Below are 24,293 nucleotides of genomic sequence, written 5' to 3'. Positions count from 1 at the left end.
GCGGTAATGGCCTAGATCTGTTTGAGTGCGTCAAGCACCTCGCTTTTGGAGAGCAGCTCGCTCAACACCACAGGCTGCTTGCCGGGCAGGTACAGCACGTAGACGGGGACGCCGCTGCGCCCCAGCGATTGCAGTGCCTGGGTGATGGCCGGGTCCTGGCGCGTCCAGTCGGCGCGCAGCAGCTGCACCTGGTGCTGCGCAAAGGCCGCAAGCACCTCGGCATTGCTGAGCGTGGTGCGCTTGTTGACCTGGCAGGTCACGCACCAAGCGGCCGTGAAGTCCACAAACACCGGCTGGCCCGAGGCATGGGCAGACTGAACCTTGTCTGCCGACCAGGGTTGCCAGAGTTCGCCGGCCTGTGTTTGAGCCTGGCCCGCAGGCTCGGCCTTGATCAGCGGCAGGGCGTAATAGGCCACGCCAGCGGCCAGCAGCAGGGCGAGAGCGCCGAGGCTGATGCGGCTCTTGCCGCGCAGGCCCAGGGCCCAAATCAGCGCGGCCAGCACCAGCAGCAGGGCCAGCAGGGCCGCAGCGGCATCCATGCCGCCCTGATGGCCCAGCACCCAGACCAGCCAGACCACGGTGGCAAACATGGGGAAAGCCATGGCGTGGCGGAAGGTCTGCATCCAGGGGCCGGGCCGCGGCAGCCAGCCCACGACGGCAGGCACGAAGCTGGCCAGCAGATAGGGCAGGGCCATGCCGACGCCGAGTGCGGCAAACACTGTCAGTGCCTGCGCCGCAGGCATATCGATGGCAAAGCCCAGCGAGGCCCCCATGAAGGGCGCCGTGCAGGGCGAGGCAATCGCCACGGCCAGCACGCCGGAGAGAAAGGAGTCCAGCACCGGGTTGCGCGCCTGGGCGCTGGCAATGCTGCTGGGCAGCAGGCTGCCGAACTCGAACAGTCCGGCCAGATTCAGCCCCAGCACGGTGAACAGCGCCGCCAGCAGCGACACGACCACGGGCGACTGCAGCTGGAAGCCCCAGCCCAGCTGCTGGCCGGCCGCGCGCAGGCCCAGCAGCAGTGCGCCGAGTGCCACAAAGGACAGCACCACGCCGGCGGTATATGCCAGCCCGCCCAGCCTCTGGGCCTGGCGGTTCTGGCCATGGCCCGCAAAGCCCAGCACCTTGATGGCCAGTACGGGAAACACACAGGGCATGAGATTGAGGATCAGGCCGCCGATCAGGCCGCCCAGCAGGGCCGCCCAGAGGCTGCCTGCACTGGCCGTATTGCCTGCCGGTACGGGCTGTGAAGCGGTCTTGTTGGCCTCCAGCGCCGCTGCCAGGGCCGGCGATACGCCAGCCAGTGCGGGGGCGCTCCACCTGCCCTGCACGGCCAGTTCGCTGCGCCAGCCAGCGCTTTCGCCGCGCTCCAGCGCGGCAGCGCGCTCAGCAGGCGGCAGGGCCAGCACCACGGCCAGTTGCGTCGCGGTTTCGCCGCGCATATCGGACAGGGGCATGTTCTCGCCCACCCAGACCTCTCCGTCCCAGTGCTGCTTCCAGTCCTTGCCTGACTCTGCGGCATGTTTGAAGGTGTCGGCGTTCTCGGGATAGAACTCCAGTGTTTTGCCCTTGAGGCTGGCCGGCAGTCCGGGTATGCGCAGCGTCACTCGGTCGTCGGGCAGGTTCGTGCCTTCGGCCTTGCCGGACTCGACAAGGGCCTGGCCGCCCTGGCTCAGCGCCTGGGGCTGGCCTGCCTGGGCCTGCACAAAGGCCTGGCTGTGAGGGGCGCTGCTGCCCTGAACGGGGATCTGCAACTGGAAGTTGCCGGACTCGGGAATGCATTCCACGCGGCAGACCAGCCATTCGGCGGCCAGGCCCAGATCCACTACGCCTGAGGCCGGTGCCTTGAAGTCGGCAGCGACCTTGATGGGCACGGGCAGCAGCACCGTGTCCTCATAGCCATAGTTGACCAGGGGGCCCACGCGCAGCGCATGAGGCAGCGGCCAGGCGATGGGGCCGGCCTCCAGGCCCGGAGGCAGTTGCCACTGCAGCACGGTGGGTAGGCCCGAATCGCCGGCATTTTTCCAATAGGTATGCCATTCGGGCTGGTGGGTGATCTTCAACCCCAGCCAGAAGACCTGACCGGCGGTGATGCCCTCGGGGGCCTGGGCCACCAGCTCGGCCTGCACGCGCGGCGTCTGCACCGTGGCGCCACCCGAAGCCGCATTTTTGAGCAGGATCTGCGCGCCGGCACCGGTGGAGAAGGCACAGACCCAGACGGTCAGTGCCAGCATCAGCCAGAGTGAAAGGCGCTGCGAGAGGCGGCGGGGTCCGGTGGTCAGGGAAAGGGCTTGAGAAGACATGGCGGACGGTGGGAGTCTGTTGCGGTGTTTTTGGTTCCCTGCACGGGGGCGGCCGATTGGCAAAACCAATGCTTGCATAGGCGCATGGTATTGGACAGAAGGCGCGGGCGGACTCCATCATGGCTCGGCCTGCAAGGCTCAAACAGCCCGCAGCCCGCAGCCCGCAGCCGGAGCCGGAGCCGGTCGCAGGAGTCCGTTGCCGGGCAATTACAGGAGACAAGCATTATGGTGAATACCTCACGCCGCCGCTTTCTTGCCACCTCGGCTGCCTGTGCTGCCACCGCGCTGCCCTGGCATGCGGCCGCTGCGCCCGGCTATCCGGACAAGCCGGTACGAGTCATCGTGCCGTTTCCGGCCGGTGGCACCACCGACGTCGTGGCCCGGCTGACCATGCAGAAGCTGGGCGAACTTGCGGGCCAGTCCTTCGTGGTCGACAACAAGAGTGGCGCCAACGGCGTCATAGGCTCCGAGCTGGCGGCCCGCGCAGCACCCGATGGCTATACCTTGCTGATGAACACGGCGGGAGCGCAGACCCTGAGCCCAGTGCTCTACAAGACCGGCTACGAGGCGCTGGCCAGCTTCGAGCCCATCAGCCATCTGTGCGATGTGGGCTTTGTGGTGATTCCGCGCAAGGACCTGCCCGTCAACAGCATGCAGGAGCTGACGGCCATGGCCAAGCAGGGCAAGCCGCTGAGCGCCTCCTCGGGCAGCAGCATGATTTCGCTGATCACCGAGCAGTTCAAGAAAGTGATCGAGGCACCGGGCATCGTGAATGCCCAGTACAAGGGCACGGGCCCGCAGATGCAGGCCGTGGTGGCGGGCGAGGTGGACTTTTCGTTCGACTCCTTCACCTCGGTGGAGATGATTCGCGCAGGCAAGGTCAAGGCCCTGGCCGTGCTGCTGCCCCAGCGTGTACCGACCTTTGCGCAGCTGCCCACGCTGCGCGAGCTGGGCATAGCGGGCATGGATTTCAATTCCTGGTCGGGGCTGCTGGCTCCCAAGGGTACGCCTCAGGACATCGTGGGCTATCTGGCCCAGCAGATGGACAAGATCATGCAGATGCCTGATGTGCTGGCCAGGCTTGCCGGCTACAACTACATGCCGCGGCGCAGCACGCCCCAGGAGTTCGGTCGGCTCATTGCCGCCGACCATGAGCGCTGGAAGCGCATCGTCAAGGAAACAGGCATCACCCTGGGCTAGCTTCGCGCGAAGCAGATCCGGCCTCCGCGGCCAGGTTGGCGACGGAGCTGGGCGGCTGCCCGCCCACCTCGGCTGGGATGGCGATGCGCTTGCAAGGCTCGGCACTGGCCATCAGCGCATCGCTGTCCACGGGGGCCTGTGCTTGGAGTTCCTCTGCCGTCTGGGCCTGCGCCTTCGTCCTTGCGGGCTGTGCCGGGGCCTGGGCTGCAGCCGGCAGCATATGCGCCTGGCGCCAGTGGCCCCAGCGGTAATAGGCCAGCATCATCAGCATGGAGCAGACGGAGCTGATGGGAAAGCTCCACCAGATGGCATCCACGCCCATCACGGGTTGCAGCCAGCGCGCCACGGGCACGCGTATGCCCCACATGGCAATTGCCAGGATGAGCACTGGCGCCATGACGGCACCCGTCGAACGCACCACGCCGGCCAGCACAAAGGTCACGCCGAAGAAGAGGAAGGAGCCTATGGCAATGTGGTTGAGGTGGCGGGCCACCTCCAGTGAGGGGCTGCCGCTTGGCAGAAACCAGCCCAGCACATGGCGGTCCAGCAGCACGATGAGGACGATCAGGCTGCCCGTCATCAAGAGGTTGCCCAGCATGCCTGCATTGGCCGTGGCGCTGACACGCTGCCAGAGGCCCGCCCCCACGTTCTGCGCCGCCATGGACGAACAGGCCGCGCCTATGGCCATGGCCGGCATCTGCACATAGGTCCACAGTTGCAGCGCTGCGCTATAGGCGGATGCCGTCTGCACGCCATGCTCATTGACCATGGAAATCATGGCGATCATGGCCAGCGAGATCATCACGATCTGCACGCCCATGGGCAGGCCCTTGACCACCAGAGTGCGCACGATCGTCAGATCGGGCTTGAACAGTCCCAGCTGCCGGCGACCTATCCACAAGGGATGGCGGCGCAGGCGCAGCCATCCCAGCAGGGCAAAAAAGCTCACGGCATTGGCAATCAGCGTGGCCACGGCCGAGCCCTGGATGCCCATGCGCGGCACGGGGCCCCAGCCAAAGATCAGCAGAGGGTTGAGCGCCATGTCCAGCGCCACGACAACGAGCAGAAACCAGAACGGCGTTCTGGTGTCTCCCGCGCCGCGCAGGGCCGCCGTTACAAAGCTGAACATGAACAGCAGCGGAATGGCCAGAAAGATGACCTTGAGATAAGCCTCGGCCAGCGGCAGCGCTGCTTCGGGTGTGCTCATCCACAGCATGAGATGGCGCGACAGCGGCCAGCCCAGCAGGGCAATCAGCAGCGAGACAACACCAAAAAACGTCGCGCTGGTGCCAAGCACACGTTTGGCTTGCGCGATGTTTTTCGACCCCATGCTCTGGGCAATCAGGATATTGGTCGCCATGCTGATGCCGAACACCGCGCCGATCAGCGCAAACATCACGTTGTTGGCATTGGCGGTGGCCGTCAGCGCGGCCTCGCCCAGGTGGCCGCCGACCCAGATGGCATTGACCGAGCCGTTGAGCGACTGCAGCACATTGCCGGCCAGGATCGGCAGGGCAAAGACCAGCAAGGTGCTGGCAATCGGGCCCTGGGTCAGGTCGCGGGTCTGGGGCTTGGAGTTGGCGGTGCGCGCACTCTGGCGCGGGGCGCTGGCGGAGGCTTCAGGCATCGGCCCATTGTGGGGCATGTCGGCTGGTTGCGGTTGACGGGCGGTGGGCCCGGAATCCGGGGCATGTGGTGGTTTCGGGGCGCTGGCGCAGCTACGATGATGGCCATGAGCAATACCCCGACCACTCCCGCAAGCGCGCTTCCCCGCTGGCCCTCGCGCTTCTGGGTCCAGGCCTCGGCCCATGACTTTGCCCTGGCCCAGAACAATGGCCTGGCCGCAGACACCGTGGCCGTGCTGCCCGTGGCAGCGGTGGAGCAGCATGGGCCGCACCTGCCGCTGTCGGTGGATGCCAGCCTGATAGAGGGCGTCATCGATGCCGCTCTGGCCCAACTGCCAGCCGAGCTGCCGGTGCTGTTTCTGCCGCCGCAGAACATCGGTTTTTCGGTCGAGCATACGAACTATGCAGGCACCTTGAGCCTGCAGCCGGCCACGCTGATTGCTCTGTGGACGGAGCTGGGCGCCTGCGTGGCGCGCGCCGGCATCAGGAAGCTGCTGCTGCTCAACGGTCATGGTGGCCAGGTCAGCGTGATGGACATCGTTGCGCGCGAGCTGCGCATCCGGCATGGCCTGCTGGTCTACAGCGCCAGCTGGTTCGGGCTGGTGGACGATGCGGCCAACCAGCAGTTCTGCGCGCATGAGCATCGCTTCGGCATTCACGGCGGCGAAGTGGAGACCTCGATGCTGCTGCACCTGGCGCCCGAGACCGTGCATATGGAGCGTGCGCAGAACTTCGCTTCCAGCTCTGAGCAGCGGGCCGGCAAATACCACTTCATCGGCAATGGCCGCAGCGCCAAGCTGGGCTGGGCCATCGAGGACTACAACCCGGCCGGAGCCGTGGGCAACTCCGCCGCCGCGACGGCCGAGCGTGGCGCGGCCATGGTGCGTTCATCGGCTCAGGGCCTGGTCAGGTTGCTGGGCGAAATTCATGACCTTCCCCTGAGCACGGTGGGAAATCAACCACAGCCGCTTTGAATTCAGGAGCTTTTTACGCAATAACAGCCTGCATTTGCAGGCTGTTTTGTATTGAAAATCAATGCTATCAATCGCTATAAGCTACTGAAAGCATAGCTATCAGTATCACTGTTTCGGAATCTTGGCCGTGGTGATGACATCGCCCCAGCGCTTGATTTCCGACTGCAGCAGCTTGGCGGTCTGCTCGGGGGTGCTGGCCTGGGCCTGCACATTCAGTTCGCGCAGCTTCTTGGCGACCTCGGGGTTGTTGACGGCGGCGTTGATTTCCTTGTTCAGACGCGCGATCACGGGGGCTGGTGTCTTGGAGGGCGCAGCCAGCGCATTCCAGGACGAGGCCACAAAGCCCTTGACGCCGGATTCCTGGGCCGTGGGCACATTGGGCAGCAGTGGCGAGCGCTTCTCGCCCGTCACCGCGAGCAGGTTCACGGCCTTGGAATTGATCTGGCCCATGATGGGCGTGAGAATTTCCACGGCCGCATCGATCTGCTTGCCACGCAGCGCCGTCACCACGGCGGGCGTGCCGTTGAAGGGCACGATCTGCGCATCGATGCCGGCCGTGGTCTTGAACAGCTCGGCCGCCAGGTGCTGGGTGCTGCCCACATTGATGCTGCCCAGATTCAGCTTGCCGGGATTGGCCTTGGCATAGCTCACCAGCTCGCCCAGGTTCTTGAAGGGCGACTTGGCATCGGTGATGACGCCAATTTCAAAGTAGCCCAGCGTGGAGATGGGCGTCAGGTCCTTGACCATGTCGAAGGGCAGACTGTTGAACAGATTCACCGTGACGGCGCTGCCGTTGGACATGAGAAACAGCGTATGTCCGTCGGGCGCAGCCTTGGCCACGGTGTCGGCCGCCACGATACCGCCCGCGCTGGGCTTGTTGTCTATGACCACGGGCTGGCCGAGCTGGGTGGACAGCTGCTGCGCCACCACACGGGCCGTCACATCGGCCACGCCGCCGGCACCAAAGGGTACGACGATGCGGATGGGGCGGTTGGAAAGGCCTTCGGCCTGGGCGGTGGTGGCTAATCCGCTCAGCAGGGCAGCCCCCGCTGCGGCACTGATCAGGGATTGGGTAAAACTGCGGCGTTTCATGCTTGTCCTTCTGTCTGAAACTTTTTATCCAGAGAGTGTGCCGCCGAAAGATGCCCGGAGGCAGCCGCAAAGCGTTCTGTCTGCTATGCCGCACAGGTATGGCTAGTTACCGCTTGCTTGCAGGGCAGTCAGCCCCCAGTGATGCATGGCTTCGCGCAAGATAAGCAGGGCGGCTGCATGTTCAGCGGTCTGCGGCAAATGCGGGTCGGCATGGCCGGGCTGCTGGGCCTGGCGCGCCAGCAGCTCGAACAGGTTCTCGATCGCATCGCGCGAGGCCTGTGTGGCTTGCGGGTCGGCCGTGGCGCTGTGGATCAACTGCCGTAGCAGCGGGTCTGTCGTTTGCAGCAGACTGGAGCCTGCAGGCAGCCAGCGCCCGGCCGGCATGACGGCATCCTCCACATCGGCAATCGCGTTTTCCAGCATCAGCGCATTGGGCATGCGCTGGGCAAAGGCCTTGGCCAGGGTGGCGATGCCGATGGGCAGCCGGTGCTGCTGCGCGCCGATGTCAAGCGTCAGCGCCGTATCGCCAAGGGTGAGAAAGATGGAGTCCATTGCGGCTTTGTAGCACTTTGCGTTGGCCGGCTCCTGGCATGAGGGGGATCAGGCGCTGGTGATCCAGCTTCTGTATTCGGCGCTATCGAGATGGTTGAGCGTGTTGAAGCTTTGCAGCATCAGGCGCTTGGGGCTGATGCTGAACTCCGTCACCGCAATATTGCGCAGTCGCATATTGAGGGCGATGGTCACCTCGGGCGCGGTGCCAAGCACCTGGCCCACGGCAGTGGAGATGGGACCGCCGCTGCTGACCAGCAGCACGTTCTGGCCGCTGTGCTGGTGGCGTATCTCCTCGAGCACCTGGTGCACGCCGTCCGCAAAGCCGTTCCAGTCGGGCATGCCCTGCGGGCTGATGGTGCCTCCCATCCATTGCGCCAGTGCGTCGCACAGCAGACGGAAATGATGGCGGTACAGCTCGGGCGTATCGGGTCTGGGCAGGGGGGCCGGGTGGATGGCGCGCAGCAGGGCTTCGCTGTCGTACTCGTTGAGTCCGGGCCGGCTTTGTGCCTCGGGGCCGGAAGCGCTGCCCATGCCCTGGATGATGCCGGCCAGCGTCTGCTGATGGCGCTTGAGCGTGCCTGCATAGACGGCGTCGAACTTCAGACCTCGCTCACGCCAGTATTCACCCAGGCGCACGGCCTGTTCCTGCCCGCGTGGGCTGAGCTGGTCGTAATCATCCGCGCCAAACGAGGCCTGGCCATGGCGCACAAGGTAGAGGTTTCCCATGGCGCGGATGTTGGGCCTTGGCCGCTTGCTGCGCTGTCATGCCTGCGACCAGGTGGCGCTTGGGTGACAGCGGACTGGTTCGCATTTCCGCATCCCGCATCGGGATTGAGGTGCGGGCATGGCCTGGCGCTCGGTTAAGATAGTTGAGAGCTATTCTCAAAAACATAAAAACACGCTCCGCTTTCGGTACTGGTTCACGGATCTCCTGCACTTGGCTGGCAGGAGGCTTGTCGGTTTCAAAGCGGAGCGTGTTTTTTTATGCCTGTTCACCTTCTGGAGCCCTTCATGTTTCGACGACCCCTGTTTGCACTGGCCGCCGTTGCCAGCCTGTGCGCCCCTGCGCTGTCCGCTCACGCAGAGGACATCACGCTCTACACCACCCGTGAACCGGCTCTGATCCAGCCCTTGCTGGCGGCCTTCACGGCACAGACCAAGATCGGCGTGAAGACGGTGTTCGTCAAGGACGGCCTGCTGGAGCGCGTCAAGGCCGAAGGTCAGCGCTCGCCTGCCGACGTGCTGATGACGGTGGATATCGGCAATCTGCTGGATCTGGTGGACGGTGGCGTGACCCAGCCCGTCAAGTCCAGCACGCTGGAGGCGGCCATCCCGGCCCAGCTTCGCGCCGCAGACAACCAGTGGTTTGCGCTGTCCATGCGGGCCCGCGTGCTGTATGCCGAAAAGGACATGAAGATCGGCGCCTTCCGCTATGAAGACCTGGCCAAGCCGCAGTTCAAGGGCAAGGTCTGCAGCCGTGCCGGCCAGCACCCGTACAACACGGCGCTGATTGCCGCCATGATTGCCCATGACGGCGAAGCCAAGACCGAACAGTGGCTCAAGGGCGTCAAGGCCAATCTGGCGCGCAAGGCCACGGGCGGCGACCGCGATGTGGCGCGCGACATTCTGGGCGGCATCTGCGATGTGGGCCTGGCCAACACCTATTACGTGGGCCATATGAAGGCGGCCAAGGAAGGTACGGACGCACGCAAGTGGGGCGATGCCATCAAGGTCGTCAAGCCTACTTTCAACGACCCCAAGAGCGGCACGCATATCAATATCAGCGGCGCCTCGGTGGCCAAGCACGCGCCCAACCGCGATCAGGCCGTGAAGCTGCTGGAGTTCCTGGTCTCCGAGCCGGCTCAGAATATGTACGCCCAGGCCAACTACGAGCACCCTGTGCGCAAGGGTGTGGCGCTGGACCCCGTGGTGGCCCAGAGCATTGGCGAGATCAAGATCGATCCGCTGCCGCTGACCGAGATCGCCAAGCACCGCAAGGCTGCCAGCGTGCTGGTCGACAAGGTGGGATTTGATAAATAAGTAGCCCCCTGAGGCGCTGATGCGCCTTCCCCCTCTCTCGCTTCGCGGGAGGGGGACAACACCTTCGCTGCGAGGCGGCTCTTGCTCGGTGTTCCTTTGATGGAGCATGCCTGTCCAAGGGCCGTTTCCTTTTTGATTTTTTGATGTTTTCTTATCTTCGTTCAGGGCTCAGACCCGTCGGGCCGGTGTGGCAGGGCGCAAGCTGGTTGATTGCGCTGGGGGTGTTTGCGCCCATTGCCTCGCTGGCCTGGCTGGCGCTGGGGGCGGACTGGGCGCACTGGCAGGATCTGCTGCGCTATGTGCTGCCCGATGCCGCTGCCAATACGGCCTGGCTGCTGGGCGGGGTGGGCCTGGTGGTGCTGGTGGTGGGCACGGGCTGTGCCTGGCTGGTGACGGCCTGTGATTTTCCGGGGCGGCGCTGGCTGCACTGGGCGCTGCTGCTGCCGCTGGCCATGCCGGCCTATATCGTGGCCTTTGCCTATCTGGACCTGCTTCACCCCATAGGCCCGGTGCAAGGCGCGCTGCGCTGGTTGCTGGGTTACGACAGCCCGCGCCAGTGGCGCCTGCCCGATCTTCGCTCCATGGGCGGTGCGATCTTTGTGCTGGGCTTCACGCTCTACCCCTATGTGTACATGACGGCGCGCTCCATGTTCATGACCCAGCCGGCGCATCTGATGGAGGCCGCACGCTCGCTGGGTGAGACCCGCTGGGGTGCTTTTTGGCGCGTGGCCCTGCCCATGGCGCGGCCGGCGCTGGTCGTGGGTCTGAGCCTGGCTCTGCTGGAGACACTCAACGATATCGGGGCGTCCGAGTTTCTGGGCGTGCACACGCTCACGGTGTCGATCTACACCACCTGGGTCACGCGCTCCGATCTGGCTGGTGCCGCGCAGATTGCCTGCTCCATGCTGCTGGCCGTGGTGGCACTGGTCTGGCTGGAGCGTCAGGGGCGCAGTCGTCAGCGCTTTGGCTCGGCCCAGCGCATGCGGGCCATAGCGCCGCACCGCCTGCCCGCAGGCAGGGCCTGGCTGGCAACACTGGCCTGCAGCCTGCCGGTGCTGATCGGCTTTGCTGCGCCAGCTGCCTATCTGGCCTGGGAAAGCGGCAAGCGTCTGGTGCAGGGCTCGGGCGTGTCCGAGGGCCTGGTCTCCAGTCTGCTCAACACGCTGGGACTGGCGCTGGGCGTGACCGTGATCGCGGTGGCCGCGGGTCTTGTTGTGGCCTGGGCCACGCGCACCGGCATCAGCACGCGAGCGCCGTCACGCTGGCCAGCGCAGTTGGCGGCGCTGGGCTACGCCGTGCCGGGCACGGTGCTGGCCATCGGCCTGTTGACGCCAGCGCTGGCGTTCGACGCCGGGCTGGCCCAGCTGTTCGGTATGGGCGGCCTGCCGCTGATGGGGCAGGGCATTGTGCTGGTGGCTGCCTGCGTGATTCGCTTTCTGGTCATGCCCGTGGGCGGTATCGAGGCCGGACTGGTGCGTATTCCGCCGACGCTGGAGCAGGCCTCGCGCCTGCTGGGCGAAAGCCGCCTGGGCACGCTGCGCCGCGTGCATCTGCCGCTGCTGCGGCCCGCCATGGCCACTAGTGCCATGCTGGTGTTTGTCGACGCCATGAAGGAGCTGCCCGCCACCTTGCTGCTGCGCCCGGCCGATTTCGATACCCTGGCCACCTGGCTCTATGCCGAAGCCGCGCGCGGCACCTATGAGGAGGGCGCGATCGCCGCGCTGTGCATTGTGATCGCGGGGCTGGTTCCCGTCATGCTGCTGGCGCGTGCCCAGCTGTCGGGTAGTCAGCGATGAATATGCATGAAAATCGGCTCAAGCGCTTATGGGTATTGCGCAAGCAGCTATTGAATATGAATAGGATGAACAGGACTTGTGCAAACAAGAATGCAGCAACGGACGGCCTCCTGAGGCAGTCGTCTTGCCCGAATCCGTTTTGCATAAGTCGTGATGAAGTGACTGCATGACCGCCTCTCTACAAATTGCGCAGCTGCAACTGGGCTATGACACGCCCAAGGGCTTGCACACCGTGCTGCAGGGCTTTGATCTGCAGGTGCCTGCAGGTCATATCGCCAGCCTGCTGGGTCCCTCGGGCTGCGGCAAGACCTCCGTGCTGCGAGCGATTGCGGGTTTTGAGCCGGTGCGCGCGGGCAGCATTCATCTGGGCGAGGTATTGCTCTCCGGCCCCGGCACGCATCTGCCTCCCGAGCAGCGCCATGTGGGCATGATGTTTCAGGAGTACGGGCTGTTCCCGCATTTGACGGCCGTGCAGAACGTGGGCTTCGGCCTGCGCCGCATGGGCAAGCCAGAGCGCGACAAGCGTGTGCAGGAGCTGCTTGCCGTGGTGGGGCTGGCGAATTCAGGTAGCAAGTTCCCGCACGAGCTGTCCGGCGGTCAGCAGCAGCGTGTGGCGCTGGCGCGGGCCCTGGCGCCGTCCCCGGCCTTGCTGCTGCTCGATGAGCCATTTTCCAATCTCGATGCCGCCACGCGCGAGCGCCTGACGCTGGAGGTCCGCGACATTCTGCGGGCCACCGGGCAGACGGCGATTCTGGTCACGCACAACGCGCAGGAGGCCGAAACCATGGCCGACCAGATCTGCAGGATGACGCCAGTTCAGCTCTGAGCCGGCCCTGAAGTTTAAAGCAGGACGCGGCCTGAGGTGACGGTCACGGTGTGGCCGCCTACCCAGAGCTTGCCGTTGGCTGCGGTCTGGACATGAACCTGTCCGTCACGGCCCACGCATACGCCTTGCGCGGCGATATAGGGAGTCTGCAGCAGACCCTCGCCCGTCAGCCATTGGGCCAGCGCTGCATTCAGGCTGCCGGTGACAGGGTCTTCGCTCGCGGTATCGCCGATCAGGGCGCGCACTTCCAGACGTGGTTGCGCTGAGGTCACTTTTTCTTGAGCTGCTTCTTCCGCCTGCTTGGCAAAAGCGCGGGCCTCGCGGCTGGAGCGGCCAATCAGCGGGGCATCCTCTGCCACCTCATAAATGGCCGCCAGACCGGCTTTGGCACCCAGCTTTTTGAGTGCGCCAAAGTCTGGCTCCACACTCAGAACCGTATCGGGGTGGTCCAGCAGCATTCCCAGCCAGGGCGAGCCGTTGTAGAGGCTGCGTGCCATCAGCAACTGCTCACGCTGCAGGCCCAGAGCCTGCAGCACGGGTGCCAGTTCCTCTTCGGAAATCTCCTGAGAGTCGAGTGAGGGGGCTTCGAAAAAAAGAGCGCCTTGCGCATCGCAGCCAATGGCGACCAAGCCTTTTCTACATTCCTGCAGTACCTGTTCGGGGTTGCGTGGCTGGCCGCCCTGGGCCAGCCAGGCATGGCAGCTGCCCAGCGTGGGGTGGCCGGCAAAAGCCAGCTCGCCCGCAGGCGTGAAGATACGCAGCTGGTAGTCGGCGCCCGCAGCCAGCCCCTCGGGCGTGGGCTGCAGCACAAAAGTGGTTTCCGACAGATTGGTCCAGCGCGCGAAGGCCTGCATCTGCGCATCGCTCAAGCCATCGGCACCCAGCACCACGGCCACGGGGTTGCCGAGCAGCGCGGTATGCGTGAACACGTCCACGGTCATATAGGGACGAGAGAGAGGGCTGGTATGTGCGGAGGCAGACATGGGCAGCGATTGTCGGCAAAAAGAAAAACCGGCGCAGAGCCGGTCGATGTGGCATTTCACATGCCATGGGGTATCAGAGACAGCGAGGAAGCGCCGCCGCGCACCGAGGCTGTCGTCCCCCTCCGGCGCAAAGCGCCAGAGAGGGGGAGGTGGCAAAGCCGCTCAGGGGGCCTTCAGATCACAAGCTGGCCTTGATGGCCTCGGCCAGGGACTTGATGCCGACGTTGATCTGCTCGGCAGACACCGTCACATACGACAGGCGCAGCGTGTTGTTCTGTGCATCGCCGGCGTAGAAGGGCGCGCCGGGCACGAAAGCCATATTGCGCTCCACGGCCTTGGCCAGCAGGGCCTGGGCGTCCATGCCCGCAGGCAACCTGACCCAGAGGAACATGCCGCCCACAGGACGTGTCCACTTCACGTCGAGGCCGGCCATCTCGCGCTCCAGAGCCATCAGCATCACATCGCGCTGAGCCTTGTACATGGCACGGATGGTGGGCACATGGCGATCCAGGAAACCGTCCTTGATGACTTCGGCCACCACGCGCTGGTTGAAACTGGGGGTGTGCAGATCGGCGGCCTGCTTGGCCTGGGTCAGCTTGCCATACACGGACTTGGGCGCGACGATGAAGCCGATGCGCAGGCCGGGGGCCAGCACCTTGGAGAACGAGCCCATGTAGATCACACCCTCGGGGTTGCGTGCAGCCAGGGGCAGAGGGGGCTCCTGTTCGTACCAGAGGTCGCCGTAGGGGTTGTCCTCGATCAGGGGAATGTCCAGCTCCCTGGCCTTGTCGACCAGAGCCTGGCGGCGCGCATCACTCATGGTGCGGCCCGTGGGGTTCTGGAAGTTGGGCAGCACATAGGCCAGTCGGGCCTTGTCGGCGCCGCTGCCGATCTGCTTGGCAAAGTCCTCGATCAGCATGCCTTCGTCATCACTGTCCACGCCCACGGCCACGGGCTCCATGGGGGTGAAGGCCTGCAGGGCGCCCAGGTAGGTGGGCTTTTCGACCAGCAGACGGCTGCCCTTGTCCAGGAACACCTTGCCGATCAGGTCCAGCGCCTGCTGGCTGCCGGTGGTGATCAGGATCTGCTCGGGATCGACGCTCCAAGGCAGGAAGTCGGCAATCGCCTGGCGCAGCGGGGCAAAGCCCTCGGTGGTCGAGTACTGCAGGGCCGCGGCGCCGTCGCGCTGCATCACGGTCTGGCAGGCTTCGGTGAACGCGTCCAGGGGGAAGGCCTTGGGGGAAGGCAGGCCGCCAGCCATGCTGATGATGCCGGGGCGGTCGGTCAGCTTAAGGATCTCGCGGATGGCGGAGGAATTCATCTTGGCAGCACGTTCTGCCAGCGTCCAGGTTGTCATAAAACAGTACTCGATCTCTACGTTTCCAGCCCGGGCAGGGCTGGCCGGTGTGCATTCTCACGCCGTTGTCGGGCATGTGCCGGCCCGAGCTTGGGGCTCGGGATGCAATCGTTGCGGCGCACAAGGCGCTGCAACCATGCACCAGCAGGTGGGCTTATTGTGTCGCGACCGGTTTGCCTGTGTGGGCTGGCGGGCAATTGCGACAGTGTGGTCTGCAGCCGGTGAGGCCGCAGGCCGTGACCATAGCCCTGTGTGGAGGGCGGCCAAGAGAGGTTGATGGACTCAATATACGCGTGAGACCATTACAGTACCTATACAGACAGTCTCACAATCATGGCTTCTGTATCGGTATCCGCTTCAATACAGTTCGCAGTCCATCATCATGTCCATCTCCCTGTCCCGCCAGGCGGCCCTGACCCTGACCCAGCAACTGGCCGAGCGTCTGGCCGAACGCATACGCACCAGGCTGCTGCCCGCAGGCGCGCGCCTGCCTTCGGTGCGCGAATGTGCGCGCCAGCAGGGCGTGAGTCCGTACACGGTGGTGGCCGCCTACGACCTGCTGCAGGCCCAGGGGCTGGTCGAGGCCAGGCCGCAACGCGGCTTCTTTGTACGCGATATTGTGCAAAATCCGCTTCAAACGCAGGAAAGTCAAGCGCAGATAGCTATCAATGAGGGAGCGGTCAATACCCCGGTAGGCATCCCGCCAGGCACGCGCATCAACGCCACCATGCTGATTCGCGGCATGTTCGTGGAGAGCGTGGCCGGAAAGCCCCAGCCTGGTGCCGGTGTGCTGCCTGCCGAATGGCTGGATGCCGGCTTTCTGGTGGCGGCCATGCGCAAGGTCACCAGCGGGCAGGCGCTGCGCGAATCGCTGGTGCGCTATGGCGAGCCCATGGGTGACAGCCGGCTGCGCGAAGCGCTGGCGCGGCGCCTGCAGCGCATAGGCATCGCGGCGGGGACTGGCCAGATCATCACTACCCTGGGGGCGACCCAGGCGCTGGACATCGTGAGCCGAGCCCTGCTGCAGCCCGGCGATCCGGTGATGGTGGAGGAGCCGGGCTGGGCCGTGGAATATGCACGCCTGGCCGCCATGGGCATGCGCGTGCTGCCCGTGCCGCGCGGGCCCGAGGGGCCGGACATGGCGGTGATGCAGCGCTATTGCGAGACCATGGCCCCCAAGCTCTATGTGAGTGTCAGCGTGCTGCACAACCCCACGGGCTACAGCCTGAGCGCGGCCAGCGCCCATGAGGTGCTGCAGATGGCGCAGCGATACGGCTTCTATGTGGTGGAGGACGATAGCTACTGCCATATCGCTGCCGATCACGTACCGCGCGTGACGGTGCTGGACCGCTTGCAGCGCAGCATCTACATCAGCGGCTTTGCCAAGGTGCTGGTGCCCAACTGGCGCCTGGGCTATCTGGCCGCGCCGCCCGATCTGGTCGAGAGACTGCTGGACACCAAGCTGCTGTCCACCCTGTCCACGCCGACCCCCATGGAGCAGGCCCTGGCCCTGTGCATGGAGCAAGGCCAGCTGCGCCGCCATGCCGAGCGGCTGCGCCAGCATCTGGCCCAGGCGCGCACGCGCAGCGTGGCTCTGGCCCAGGCGGCTGGCTGTCGGTTTGTGGCCGAGCCTGCTGGCATGTTCGGCTGGGTGGATACCGGCGTGGATACCGAGGTGCTGACCCAGTTGCTGCTGGATCAGGGCTACATGATTGCCCCTGGCGCCATGTTCCATGCCAGCCGGGGCTCCAGCACCTGCATGCGCATCAACTTCGCGACCACACAGGACGCCGCCTTCTGGCGCGTCTTCGAGCGCGTCGTGGCCCCCATGCGGGCCCAGGCACAGAAGTTGTAGAACGTGTTGACGATCTCCTCGCGCCGCGACAGAGGGTTTGCGGGATGGGATGCAAGGCGCGATACCGCAGCAATAGCCGTGCTATTGCGAGGATTCGCAACGCCGCAGACCGCCCGCAAACCCTCTGTCCCGCAGGGTTGGGGCGAAATCGGGCGATTTCTGCGCGCTGACTCTTGCTTGCACCCCGGTGCAAGCGGCGAGCCAACGCTTTGAACTCATCCCGATTGCGCTCCAACGCGACTGCGTAGAGATCGTCAACACGTTCTTAACCCAGCTGGACGGGACCCTGATGGATATGGCAGCCTGTGCGCTGCAGCAGCTCGCCAAAGGCGTCGGACATCGGATGGTCGAACTCCACGGGCCGCTGCCTGCCTATGGCATCGCCCTGCACCACGCCGCGGACCAACCGGCTGACCATCTGTGTGTCATAGCTGGCTGTGCTGGGGCATCAAAGCCATAGACGCGGGCAAAGCCATGGTTCATGGGGATGTCGGCAGGCGCTGCGGTCAGGTGGCGGGCCACCGCTTAGCGGCCGGCGTGGTTGAGCGCGCCCAGAGCATCTCGTGCCGGGTTGCCCGTGTTGCTTGGAGTTTCCGCGTCGAGCCTAGCTGGCTGCGTGATAGATGCGTGCGCGGCCGGTCTGCGATGCGCCGCGCAGACTGCTTTCATAGGTGCTGTCTTCGGCAGCAGGCACCAGGGCCTTGGTGCGGCGCTGGTTGAGCACGGAAAGCCTTGCCAACTGGTCACGGACCAGGGAAATTTCGCGGTCCAGATTCTGTGCGCGCTCGCGCAGTGCAGGCGTCCAGTCGTCTGCCGAGAAGCGTTTGACGAGCTGGGAGAACGCCACCATGGCGTCACGCAGGCGGGTGCTGGACTGTTCCAGCGCGGATGCGTCCGGTGACTGCAGCGATGCCGAAACGGTCTGAATCACCGCATCCAGCGAATCGAGCATTTCCTGCAAGGTCATCGGGTCAGCCTTTGTTCGGGAGTTCAGGCACGGGCGCTTCAGCCGCGAGCGTGAACCAGGAATTCTTCGGTATTGGCCAGCAGCTTGTCTGCCACGGCCTCGGCGTTGACGCGGAAGCTGCCATTGGCAATGGCTTCGCGCATGGCCTTGACGCGATCGGCATCAAAGTCGGTATTGGTGCGGTTTTGGCTGTCCAGGGCGCGGGCCGAGGACGAAAAGGACACGGGCACGCCGGCGGCGCGCTCGGACAAGCCTTTGGTCGATTCTTCGGTGGCAACCGTGGTGGCGGATTTCGGGGCCTGCTTGGCGGCTGCAGCGGTCTGCTGCAGGTCCGGCTTATTGCCTATCTTCATGCTGGTTCTCCAATCGCCCTGTATCGGCGTAGGGCGCTGTAGCCTTGCTTTCGACAAGGGCGCGTAAAACTTGAGGAATATTTGGCATGGTTGATGAAGTGGGTGTGCACTCTCTCGTCATTGAACCAGAACCACGCCACTGGCATTGACCGTTCCTGTAACAAGGCGGCCATTATCCATGCGAACCCGTACCTGCTGTCCTTCTCCGGCTGCAGTCATTGCCTTGCCTGAGCCGGCAACGCTGAAGCCGCCGCCGTTGACCATCACCTGGACGGGCGATCCCGCCGTGAACAAGGCAGGCGGACGTACCATGTTCTGGCGCAGAGCCTGCCCCGACGTCAGCGGTCGCGCCGCGACCATGCCGATGAAATCCTGTGCATTGGCGAAGACGGGGGCGCTGTCCTCGGCCCAGTCCACTTCAGCGGGGGCTGCGTCCTCGGCGCTCAGCGTCTTGCCGGCCGGAATATTGCCCTGGGCCACCCAGGCCGGGCCATAGGCCCGCACGGTGATGGGCAGGAACACGTTCCAGGGCACGCTGCCCTGCACGCAGCGCAGGCCCAGCCGGGTGCGACCCCAGAGGCGACTGCCCGCAGGCAGATAGGGCTCGACCTTGGCGCAGGCTGCCAGGCGCAGGCGCGAGTCCAGCTGGCCCATCTGAACCTCCATGCGCAAAGCCATGCCATTGCCGGCTTGCGCAGTCTCGGTTGATGGCTGGTGCAGAGCCGCATCGACAAAGCGCTGTCCGATCTGGCTGAGCTGTGCCGCGCCGTCCTGGGCCTGTGCGCCAGCCGTCAGCAGCAGCGCAGCGAGACCCCATGCTGCAGCCAGGCCTTGAGAGGGGCGAAGGCGCAGAAACAGGGAAAAGCGGCCAGACATGCATCAATCCTTTGAAGTATCCGCAGTCACAGGGCTGCAGACGATGCTGGCAAATATAGGCGTGACATGGCTTGCGCAATGGCTTGAAGAGCCAGCGCAATACCGCTTTCTTCGCGCTTTAGTTTGCGCTGCCGATTTTCATAATCCTCGCATGCCGCAGTCCGTGGGCTCCGGCATCCCCGAATTCTGAAAGCGAGGCCGCAATGCTGAACAAAATGACCGAACGACTGGACTTCCAAAGCGAGGCGCTGCTGCTGCGCGCCGAGCGCCAGCGCGCCATTGCCAGCAATATTGCCAATGCCGACACCCCTGGCTATGTGGCGCGCGACTTCAATTTCCGCGAAGCCTTGATGGCCGCGACCAGCGGGCCCAAGCCCCTGACCCAGGCCAGCGTCACGACGGCAGGCCATATCCCGCTGCAGGCGCAGATGTCAGACGAGGCGCTCAAGGCCAAGCTCGGCTATTCGGTCAATTCCCAGCCCAGCCTGGATAACAACACCGTGGATCTGGATCGCGAGCGCGCCAATTTCGTCGACAACTCCGTGCGCTACGAAGCCACGCTGCGCTTCATCAACGGCCAGGCCAAGACCATGCTCAGCGCCATTCAAGGCCAGTAAGCCCAGGAGCTAAACCATGTCCATGTTTTCCATCTTCAATATCTCGGGCAGTGCGGTCAGCGCCCAGTCCCAGCGCCTGAACGTGGTGGCCTCCAATCTGGCCAACGTCGATGCCGTGGCCGGCCCCGATGGCAGCGTCTACAAGGCGCGCCAGGTCGTGTTTCAGACCGTGCCCATGGGCAACGACGGCAGCGCGGGCGTCAAGGTCAATGCCATCAGCGAGGACAACACGCCCGGCCGCCGCATCCACGACCCCAGCAATCCGCTGGCCGATGGCGAAGGCTATGTCACCCACTCCAACGTGAGCGCCGTGGACGAGATGGTCAACATGATCTCGGCGTCACGCTCCTATCAGAACAACGTGGAAGTCATGAACACGGCCAAGACGCTGCTGCTCAAGACTCTGCAAATGGGCCAGTAAGCCCGGGAACACACACATGATCTACGGCGCAAGCAGCGTGGACGGCTCCACGACCAACACCACCAGCAATACCAAGAACTCGGTGACCAACCCCAACGAGGCGCAGGACCGTTTCCTCAAGCTGCTGGTGGCCCAGCTCAACAACCAGGACCCCATGAATCCCATGGACAACGCGGAAATGACCTCGCAGATGGCGCAGATCAACACCGTGACCGGTATTCAGCAGTTGAACCAGACCATGGCCTCCATGTCCAGCCAGTTCACGGCCATGCAGGTGCTGCAGGGCACTTCCATGATCGGTCGTACGGTGCTGACCGAGGGCAACACCCTGGGCGTGGCGGCCGATGGCACGCATACCGCTGCCTTCGACCTGGAAAACCAGGCGGCCAGCGTCAAGATCCAGATCACCACGGCCAGCGGCGAGCTGGTGGACACCATCGACCTGGGGGCCGGCGCTGCCGGGCGGAACTACTTCACCTGGGATGGCAAGGACAAATACAGCGGCGATGCCTCGCAACTGCGCTACAGCGTGGTCGCCACCAATGGCACGACCGCAGTGGCATCCACCCCGCTGGCGCCGCATGCCGTGATTGCCACCAGCTCGGCCAATGGCTCTTTGTCGCTGGAGCTCGATAACGGCGACAGCGTGGCTTATTCCGGCGTCAAGGCCGTTTACTGATTGAGGAACACATCATGGGTTTTCAACAAGGTCTCTCCGGCTTGAACGCCGCCAGCAAGAATCTGGACGTCATCGGCCACAACATCGCCAACTCCAACACCACGGGCTTCAAGGCCTCGCGCGCTGACTTTGCCGAGATGGTCGCCAGCGCCATCGGCTCGGCCAGCGGCCAGAGCAGCGGCATCGGCGTCAACGTGGCCTCCGTGTCCCAGCAGTTCAGGCAGGGCTCCATCACTTCGACGGGCAACAACCTGGACATCGCCATCAACGGCAACGGCTTTTTCGTCGTCAAGCAAAGCGACGGCAGCATCGCCTACACGCGCGCCGGCAACTTCGGTCTGGACAAGGAGGGCAACCTCAAGACCGTGGACAACGACAATGTCATGGGCTATGTGGTGGACCCTTCGACCGGCAAGATCCAGTCGGGTGCCACGCCTGTGCCGATGAGCTTTCCCACAGGGCAGCCGATTCCCGCCAAGCAGACATCCAAGGTGAATGTGGAGCTGAATCTGGATGCACGCGCCACGGCGGCCGCCGGCGACGCGACAGCCACGCCCCCTGTCGCTGCCACGCCTCGTGCCACCTATGGAACCTCGCTGAATGTGTATGACACCCAGGGCACGGCGATCCCGGTCAATCTGTATTTCGAGAAAGACGCCACAGGCAACACCTGGAATGTCTTCAACTCGCTCGATGCCACGGCCACGCCCATTGGTACGGCAGTGTTCGACGCGAGCGGCAAGCTCACCAGCGTCACCCCCAATGCACCGACCACAGGTTCGGGTACCACGCTGAATCTGAGCGTCAGCGGCGGCACGGCCAATCCCAACGGCCTGCAGCCCTTCAACGTCGCGTTCGATTTCGGCGGTCTGACCCAGTTCGGCACCAAGTTTGCCGTCAGCAGCCTCAAGCAGGACGGCTATACCTCGGGCGCACTGACGGGCATCAATGTGGGCCGCGACGGCTCCATCGTGGCTTCCTACTCCAACGGTGTCACGCGCACCGAAGGCCAGATCGCTCTGGCGGCATTCACCAATACCCAGGGTCTGGGCTCCATCGGCAACAACAAATGGGTTGCCACCTCCGACTCCGGCCCTGCGCTCAATGGTTCGGCCCAGACCGGCACCTTCGGCTCGCTGCAGTCGGGCGCGCTGGAAGAGTCTAACGTGGACCTGACGGCCGAGCTGGTCAACATGATGACGGCGCAGCGCTCCTATCAGGCCAACGCCCAGACCATCAAGACGCAGGACCAGGTGTTCTCCACACTCGTGAACCTGCGATAACCGATAGGCCCTTGAGGCGCTTTGCGCCGGGGCTGCAAAGGCGATTGATTTGACGGAAGGAAGGTCAGCATGGACAAAATTATTTATACGTCGATGACTGGGGCCAATGCGGCAGCCCAGCGTCAGGCCGTGCTGGCTCACAACCTGGCCAATGCGGGCACCAACGGCTTCAGGGCCGAGATGTCCACCTTCCGTTCGGTACCGCTGCAGGGTTCGGGGGCCGGCACCCGCGTGTTTGCGCTGGAGGCCACCTCCGGCTATCAAGACACTCCCGGCCCGGCCCAGCGCACCGGCCGTGCGCTGGACGCCATGGCCATGGGCCGCGCCTGGTTTGCCGTGCAGGGACTTGACGGCCAAGAAGCCTATACGCGCAACGGCGTGTTCGAGATATCGCCCGAAGGGCAACTGGTCAACAGCAACGGCCAGGCCGTGCTCTCCGACGGCGGCGCGCCCATCGATATCCCGCCAGAGTCCACGATCTCCCTGGGTTCGGACGGCACGCTGACTGCCAAGATGGGCAACCAGCTGCCCGTGGCCGTGGGGCGCGTCAAGCTGGTCACGCCGCCCGTCGATGAGCCGCTGGTGCGCGGCGATGACGGCTTTTTCCGCGCGGCGCAGGGCGATGCGCTGCCCAACGATGAAGCGGCGCGCCTGTTGTCGGGCTCGATCGAGGGATCGAATGTGAACTCCGTCGAAACCATGGTCGGCATGATCGCGGCCTCGCGCCAGTTCGAGCAGCAGATGAAGCTGCTGCAGACCGCTGAAACCAACGATAAATCCGCCAGCCAGCTGCTGAGCTTGAACGGCTGATAGCCAAAGGAATACGTCATGATCAATTCGCTGTTCATTGCCAAGACCGGCATGGAAGCCCAGCAGACGCAGCTGGACGTGATTTCGCACAATCTGGCCAACGTCTCCACCACCGGCTACAAGCGCGCGAATGCGGTCTTCGAGGATCTGATCTATCAGAATCTGCGCCAGTCGGGTTCGCAGACCACCGAGCAGAATCAGCTGCCGACTGGCCTGCACCTGGGCCTGGGCGTGCGCACCGTGGCCACCAGCCGCAACTTTCTGCAGGGCAGCCTGCAGCAATCGAGCAATGCGCTGGATGTGGCCATCAACGGCAACGGCTTCTTCGAAGTCAATATGCCCGACGGCACGATTGCCTATACCCGCGACGGTTCGTTCGAGGTCGATGCCCAGGGCCAGCTGGTGACCTCCAGCGGCCTGCCCGTGGCCAACGGCATCACCATCCCGCAGGGTGCTACCAAGGTGTCGATCAGCCATGACGGCGTGGTCAGCGTCACCATGCCCGGCCAGGCTGCGCCGCAGCAGGTGGGCAATATCGCGATGAGCCAGTTCATCAATGCAGCCGGCCTGGAACCCCGTGGCCAGAACCTCTACGTCGAGACCGCTTCCTCGGGCCAGCCCCAGCAGGGCACGCCAGGCACCAACGGTCTGGGCACGATTCAGCAGGGCTATCTGGAAGCCTCGAACGTGAACGTGGTCCAGGAGCTGGTGACCATGATTCAGACGCAGCGCGCCTACGAAATGAATTCCAAGGCGATCCAGACTTCCGACCAGATGCTGGCCAAGCTGGCACAGCTCTGATTGATCACAATGTATTGAGGAGCAGCTTGCGCTTGATGTGTATGGTTTTCAGATCAATTCATTGCTGATTTCCATTTGAGACAAGCGCTATAAGCTCTGATTTCAATAGCGTGCCTCGCGCACGCAAGGGCACAAGGGGCGAAGCGCCTGACTGCCAAGGACTTGCCGCCATGTTCAAAGCCATTGTTTCCCATTGCCCGCCGCTCTGCGCCCTCGCCGGGGCCCTGCTGGTGTCGGGCTGCGTCACGCTCAATCCGCCGCCGCCCGTGGACATGCCATCCACCGCACCTCCCGTGCTGCAGCCGCGCGAGCAGACGGCCCAGGCGCCCACAGGCAGCCTGTTCAATGCCAGCCGCTACCGTCCCATGTTCGAGGATCAGCGCGCCCGCATGGTGGGTGATTCGGTGACGGTGCAGATTGTCGAGCGCGTTTCGGCCAGCCAGAGCACGGACTCCAAGGTCGGGCGAGCCAACGAGCTGAGCACGGGCATCACCTCGCTGCCGCTGCTCAGGGGCGGCGCCGAGAAGACGGTTGCCGATGCGCTCACCCTGGGGGCCGAGAGCAAGAACGACTTCAAGGGCTCTGGGGCCACCAGCAGCAACAACACCTTCACGGGCTCGATTGCCACCACCGTGGTCGATGTGCTGCCCAACGGTCATCTGGTGATTGCCGGCGAGAAGCAGATCGGCGTGAACCATAACGTCGATGTGCTGCGTTTCACGGGCACGGTGGACCCGCGCTCGCTGCGTCCGGGCAGCACCGTGGCATCGACTCAGGTGGCCAATCTGCGTGTCGAGTCGCGCAGCCGTGGCCAGGCCGGTGAAGCCCAGTCAATTGGCTGGTTGTCCCGGTTCTTTTTGAACGTTATGCCGTTCTGATTCTTCCG

25 protein-coding genes are annotated in these 24,293 nt (G+C 64.3%); 14 read left to right on the top strand and 11 right to left on the bottom strand.

Going from position 1 to position 24,293, the window contains the following annotated elements:
- Positions 1-11: 11 nt before the first annotated feature.
- Complete coding sequence (locus CSE6_RS21465) at positions 12-2,300, bottom strand: protein-disulfide reductase DsbD (protein ID WP_059441433.1); 2,289 nt, start codon at positions 2,298-2,300, stop codon at positions 12-14.
- A 225-nt stretch (positions 2,301-2,525) separates the two neighbouring features.
- On the opposite strand from CSE6_RS21465, the gene CSE6_RS21460 reads away from it, so the two are divergent.
- Entirely contained in the window at positions 2,526-3,500 is a 975-nt protein-coding gene (locus CSE6_RS21460) for a tripartite tricarboxylate transporter substrate binding protein (RefSeq protein WP_059441432.1), read from the top strand.
- On the opposite strand, the gene CSE6_RS21455 is transcribed toward CSE6_RS21460, so the two are convergent.
- Positions 3,487-5,127 carry an MATE family efflux transporter gene (locus CSE6_RS21455; RefSeq protein WP_059441431.1) on the bottom strand — a complete coding sequence of 547 codons (1,641 nt, stop codon included), beginning with the start codon at positions 5,125-5,127 and terminating at the stop codon, positions 3,487-3,489. The two genes, CSE6_RS21460 and CSE6_RS21455, sit on opposite strands and share 14 nt — an antisense overlap.
- A 96-nt stretch (positions 5,128-5,223) precedes the next feature.
- On the opposite strand from CSE6_RS21455, the gene CSE6_RS21450 reads away from it, so the two are divergent.
- The gene (locus tag CSE6_RS21450) at positions 5,224-6,099 is read left to right on the top strand and encodes a creatininase family protein (RefSeq protein ID WP_083994784.1); all 876 of its coding nucleotides are present in this window, start codon (positions 5,224-5,226) and stop codon (positions 6,097-6,099) included.
- Between the two features lie 105 nt (positions 6,100-6,204).
- On the opposite strand, the gene CSE6_RS21445 is transcribed toward CSE6_RS21450, so the two are convergent.
- From CSE6_RS21445 to CSE6_RS21435, 3 genes are all read right to left on the bottom strand, one after another.
- A complete protein-coding gene (locus CSE6_RS21445) occupies positions 6,205-7,191 on the bottom strand; it encodes a tripartite tricarboxylate transporter substrate binding protein (RefSeq protein WP_059441430.1) in 987 nt (328 codons plus the stop codon).
- A 102-nt stretch (positions 7,192-7,293) separates the two neighbouring features.
- The gene (locus tag CSE6_RS21440) at positions 7,294-7,743 is read right to left on the bottom strand and encodes a hypothetical protein (RefSeq protein ID WP_059441429.1); all 450 of its coding nucleotides are present in this window, start codon (positions 7,741-7,743) and stop codon (positions 7,294-7,296) included.
- A 48-nt stretch (positions 7,744-7,791) separates the two neighbouring features.
- On the bottom strand, positions 7,792-8,469 hold the full coding sequence (locus CSE6_RS21435; protein ID WP_059441428.1) for a histidine phosphatase family protein: 678 nt from the start codon (positions 8,467-8,469) through the stop codon (positions 7,792-7,794).
- Between the two features lie 285 nt (positions 8,470-8,754).
- Between CSE6_RS21435 and CSE6_RS21430 the strand changes: the two genes are divergently transcribed.
- The 3 genes from CSE6_RS21430 to CSE6_RS21420 all read left to right on the top strand — a co-directional run bounded on the left by CSE6_RS21430 (position 8,755) and on the right by CSE6_RS21420 (position 12,405).
- Complete coding sequence (locus CSE6_RS21430) at positions 8,755-9,783, top strand: extracellular solute-binding protein (RefSeq protein ID WP_034353197.1); 1,029 nt, start codon at positions 8,755-8,757, stop codon at positions 9,781-9,783.
- Positions 9,784-9,926: 143 nt separating this feature from the next.
- Positions 9,927-11,579 (top strand): iron ABC transporter permease, encoded by a 1,653-nt coding sequence (locus tag CSE6_RS21425; protein ID WP_034353081.1) that lies wholly within the window; start codon positions 9,927-9,929, stop codon positions 11,577-11,579.
- Between the two features lie 166 nt (positions 11,580-11,745).
- The gene (locus CSE6_RS21420) at positions 11,746-12,405 is read left to right on the top strand and encodes an ABC transporter ATP-binding protein (RefSeq protein WP_034353083.1); all 660 of its coding nucleotides are present in this window, start codon (positions 11,746-11,748) and stop codon (positions 12,403-12,405) included.
- A 14-nt stretch (positions 12,406-12,419) separates the two neighbouring features.
- Here CSE6_RS21420 and CSE6_RS21415 read toward each other — a convergent pair whose 3' ends face one another.
- Together CSE6_RS21415 and CSE6_RS21410 are read right to left on the bottom strand one after the other, a co-directional pair.
- Positions 12,420-13,346, bottom strand: a complete 927-nt coding sequence (locus CSE6_RS21415) for a PhzF family phenazine biosynthesis protein (RefSeq protein WP_083994783.1) — start codon at positions 13,344-13,346, stop codon at positions 12,420-12,422.
- 220 nt (positions 13,347-13,566) lie between these two features.
- Positions 13,567-14,745: a PLP-dependent aminotransferase family protein gene (locus tag CSE6_RS21410; protein WP_059441426.1), complete on the bottom strand. Its 1,179-nt coding sequence runs from the start codon at positions 14,743-14,745 to the stop codon at positions 13,567-13,569.
- A gap of 382 nt (positions 14,746-15,127) precedes the next feature.
- On the opposite strand from CSE6_RS21410, the gene CSE6_RS21405 reads away from it, so the two are divergent.
- The gene (locus tag CSE6_RS21405) at positions 15,128-16,600 is read left to right on the top strand and encodes a PLP-dependent aminotransferase family protein (RefSeq protein ID WP_059441425.1); all 1,473 of its coding nucleotides are present in this window, start codon (positions 15,128-15,130) and stop codon (positions 16,598-16,600) included.
- Positions 16,601-16,865: 265 nt separating this feature from the next.
- Here the strand turns inward: CSE6_RS21405 and CSE6_RS26220 are convergent, their stop codons facing one another.
- From CSE6_RS26220 to flgA, 4 genes are all read right to left on the bottom strand, one after another.
- Positions 16,866-17,018 carry a hypothetical protein gene (locus tag CSE6_RS26220; protein ID WP_165572360.1) on the bottom strand — a complete coding sequence of 51 codons (153 nt, stop codon included), beginning with the start codon at positions 17,016-17,018 and terminating at the stop codon, positions 16,866-16,868.
- A 186-nt stretch (positions 17,019-17,204) separates the two neighbouring features.
- Positions 17,205-17,567 carry a hypothetical protein gene (locus CSE6_RS21400; RefSeq protein ID WP_003065537.1) on the bottom strand — a complete coding sequence of 121 codons (363 nt, stop codon included), beginning with the start codon at positions 17,565-17,567 and terminating at the stop codon, positions 17,205-17,207.
- Positions 17,568-17,605: 38 nt separating this feature from the next.
- Positions 17,606-17,920: a flagellar biosynthesis anti-sigma factor FlgM gene (flgM, locus tag CSE6_RS21395; protein ID WP_034378013.1), complete on the bottom strand. Its 315-nt coding sequence runs from the start codon at positions 17,918-17,920 to the stop codon at positions 17,606-17,608.
- A gap of 117 nt (positions 17,921-18,037) precedes the next feature.
- Complete coding sequence (gene flgA / locus CSE6_RS21390) at positions 18,038-18,796, bottom strand: flagellar basal body P-ring formation chaperone FlgA (RefSeq protein ID WP_034353095.1); 759 nt, start codon at positions 18,794-18,796, stop codon at positions 18,038-18,040.
- Between flgA and CSE6_RS21385 the strand changes: the two genes are divergently transcribed.
- The 8 genes from CSE6_RS21385 to CSE6_RS21350 all read left to right on the top strand — a co-directional run bounded on the left by CSE6_RS21385 (position 18,795) and on the right by CSE6_RS21350 (position 24,285).
- The gene (locus tag CSE6_RS21385; RefSeq protein WP_131324637.1) at positions 18,795-18,986 is read left to right on the top strand and encodes a hypothetical protein; all 192 of its coding nucleotides are present in this window, start codon (positions 18,795-18,797) and stop codon (positions 18,984-18,986) included. The genes flgA and CSE6_RS21385 overlap by 2 nt on opposite strands.
- A 13-nt stretch (positions 18,987-18,999) precedes the next feature.
- A complete protein-coding gene (gene flgB, locus CSE6_RS21380; RefSeq protein WP_003065531.1) occupies positions 19,000-19,413 on the top strand; it encodes a flagellar basal body rod protein FlgB in 414 nt (137 codons plus the stop codon).
- Positions 19,414-19,429: 16 nt separating this feature from the next.
- Entirely contained in the window at positions 19,430-19,834 is a 405-nt protein-coding gene (gene flgC / locus CSE6_RS21375) for a flagellar basal body rod protein FlgC (RefSeq protein WP_003059205.1), read from the top strand.
- A 16-nt stretch (positions 19,835-19,850) separates the two neighbouring features.
- A complete protein-coding gene (locus CSE6_RS21370; RefSeq protein WP_059441424.1) occupies positions 19,851-20,513 on the top strand; it encodes a flagellar hook assembly protein FlgD in 663 nt (220 codons plus the stop codon).
- Between the two features lie 14 nt (positions 20,514-20,527).
- Positions 20,528-21,796 carry a flagellar hook protein FlgE gene (gene flgE, locus CSE6_RS21365; RefSeq protein ID WP_034353100.1) on the top strand — a complete coding sequence of 423 codons (1,269 nt, stop codon included), beginning with the start codon at positions 20,528-20,530 and terminating at the stop codon, positions 21,794-21,796.
- A 69-nt stretch (positions 21,797-21,865) separates the two neighbouring features.
- Positions 21,866-22,606, top strand: a complete 741-nt coding sequence (locus CSE6_RS21360) for a flagellar basal body rod protein FlgF (protein ID WP_059441423.1) — start codon at positions 21,866-21,868, stop codon at positions 22,604-22,606.
- Between the two features lie 18 nt (positions 22,607-22,624).
- The gene (gene flgG / locus CSE6_RS21355; RefSeq protein WP_003065524.1) at positions 22,625-23,407 is read left to right on the top strand and encodes a flagellar basal-body rod protein FlgG; all 783 of its coding nucleotides are present in this window, start codon (positions 22,625-22,627) and stop codon (positions 23,405-23,407) included.
- Positions 23,408-23,577: 170 nt separating this feature from the next.
- The gene (locus CSE6_RS21350; RefSeq protein WP_003065522.1) at positions 23,578-24,285 is read left to right on the top strand and encodes a flagellar basal body L-ring protein FlgH; all 708 of its coding nucleotides are present in this window, start codon (positions 23,578-23,580) and stop codon (positions 24,283-24,285) included.
- The last annotated feature ends 8 nt before the right edge of the window (positions 24,286-24,293 follow it).

This window comes from Comamonas sp. E6 (assembly GCF_001010305.1).
GTDB lineage: Bacteria > Pseudomonadota > Gammaproteobacteria > Burkholderiales > Burkholderiaceae_C > Comamonas > Comamonas thiooxydans.
Note: the sequence above shows the minus strand (reverse complement) of the source record. Positions and strands in the feature narration are given on the sequence as shown.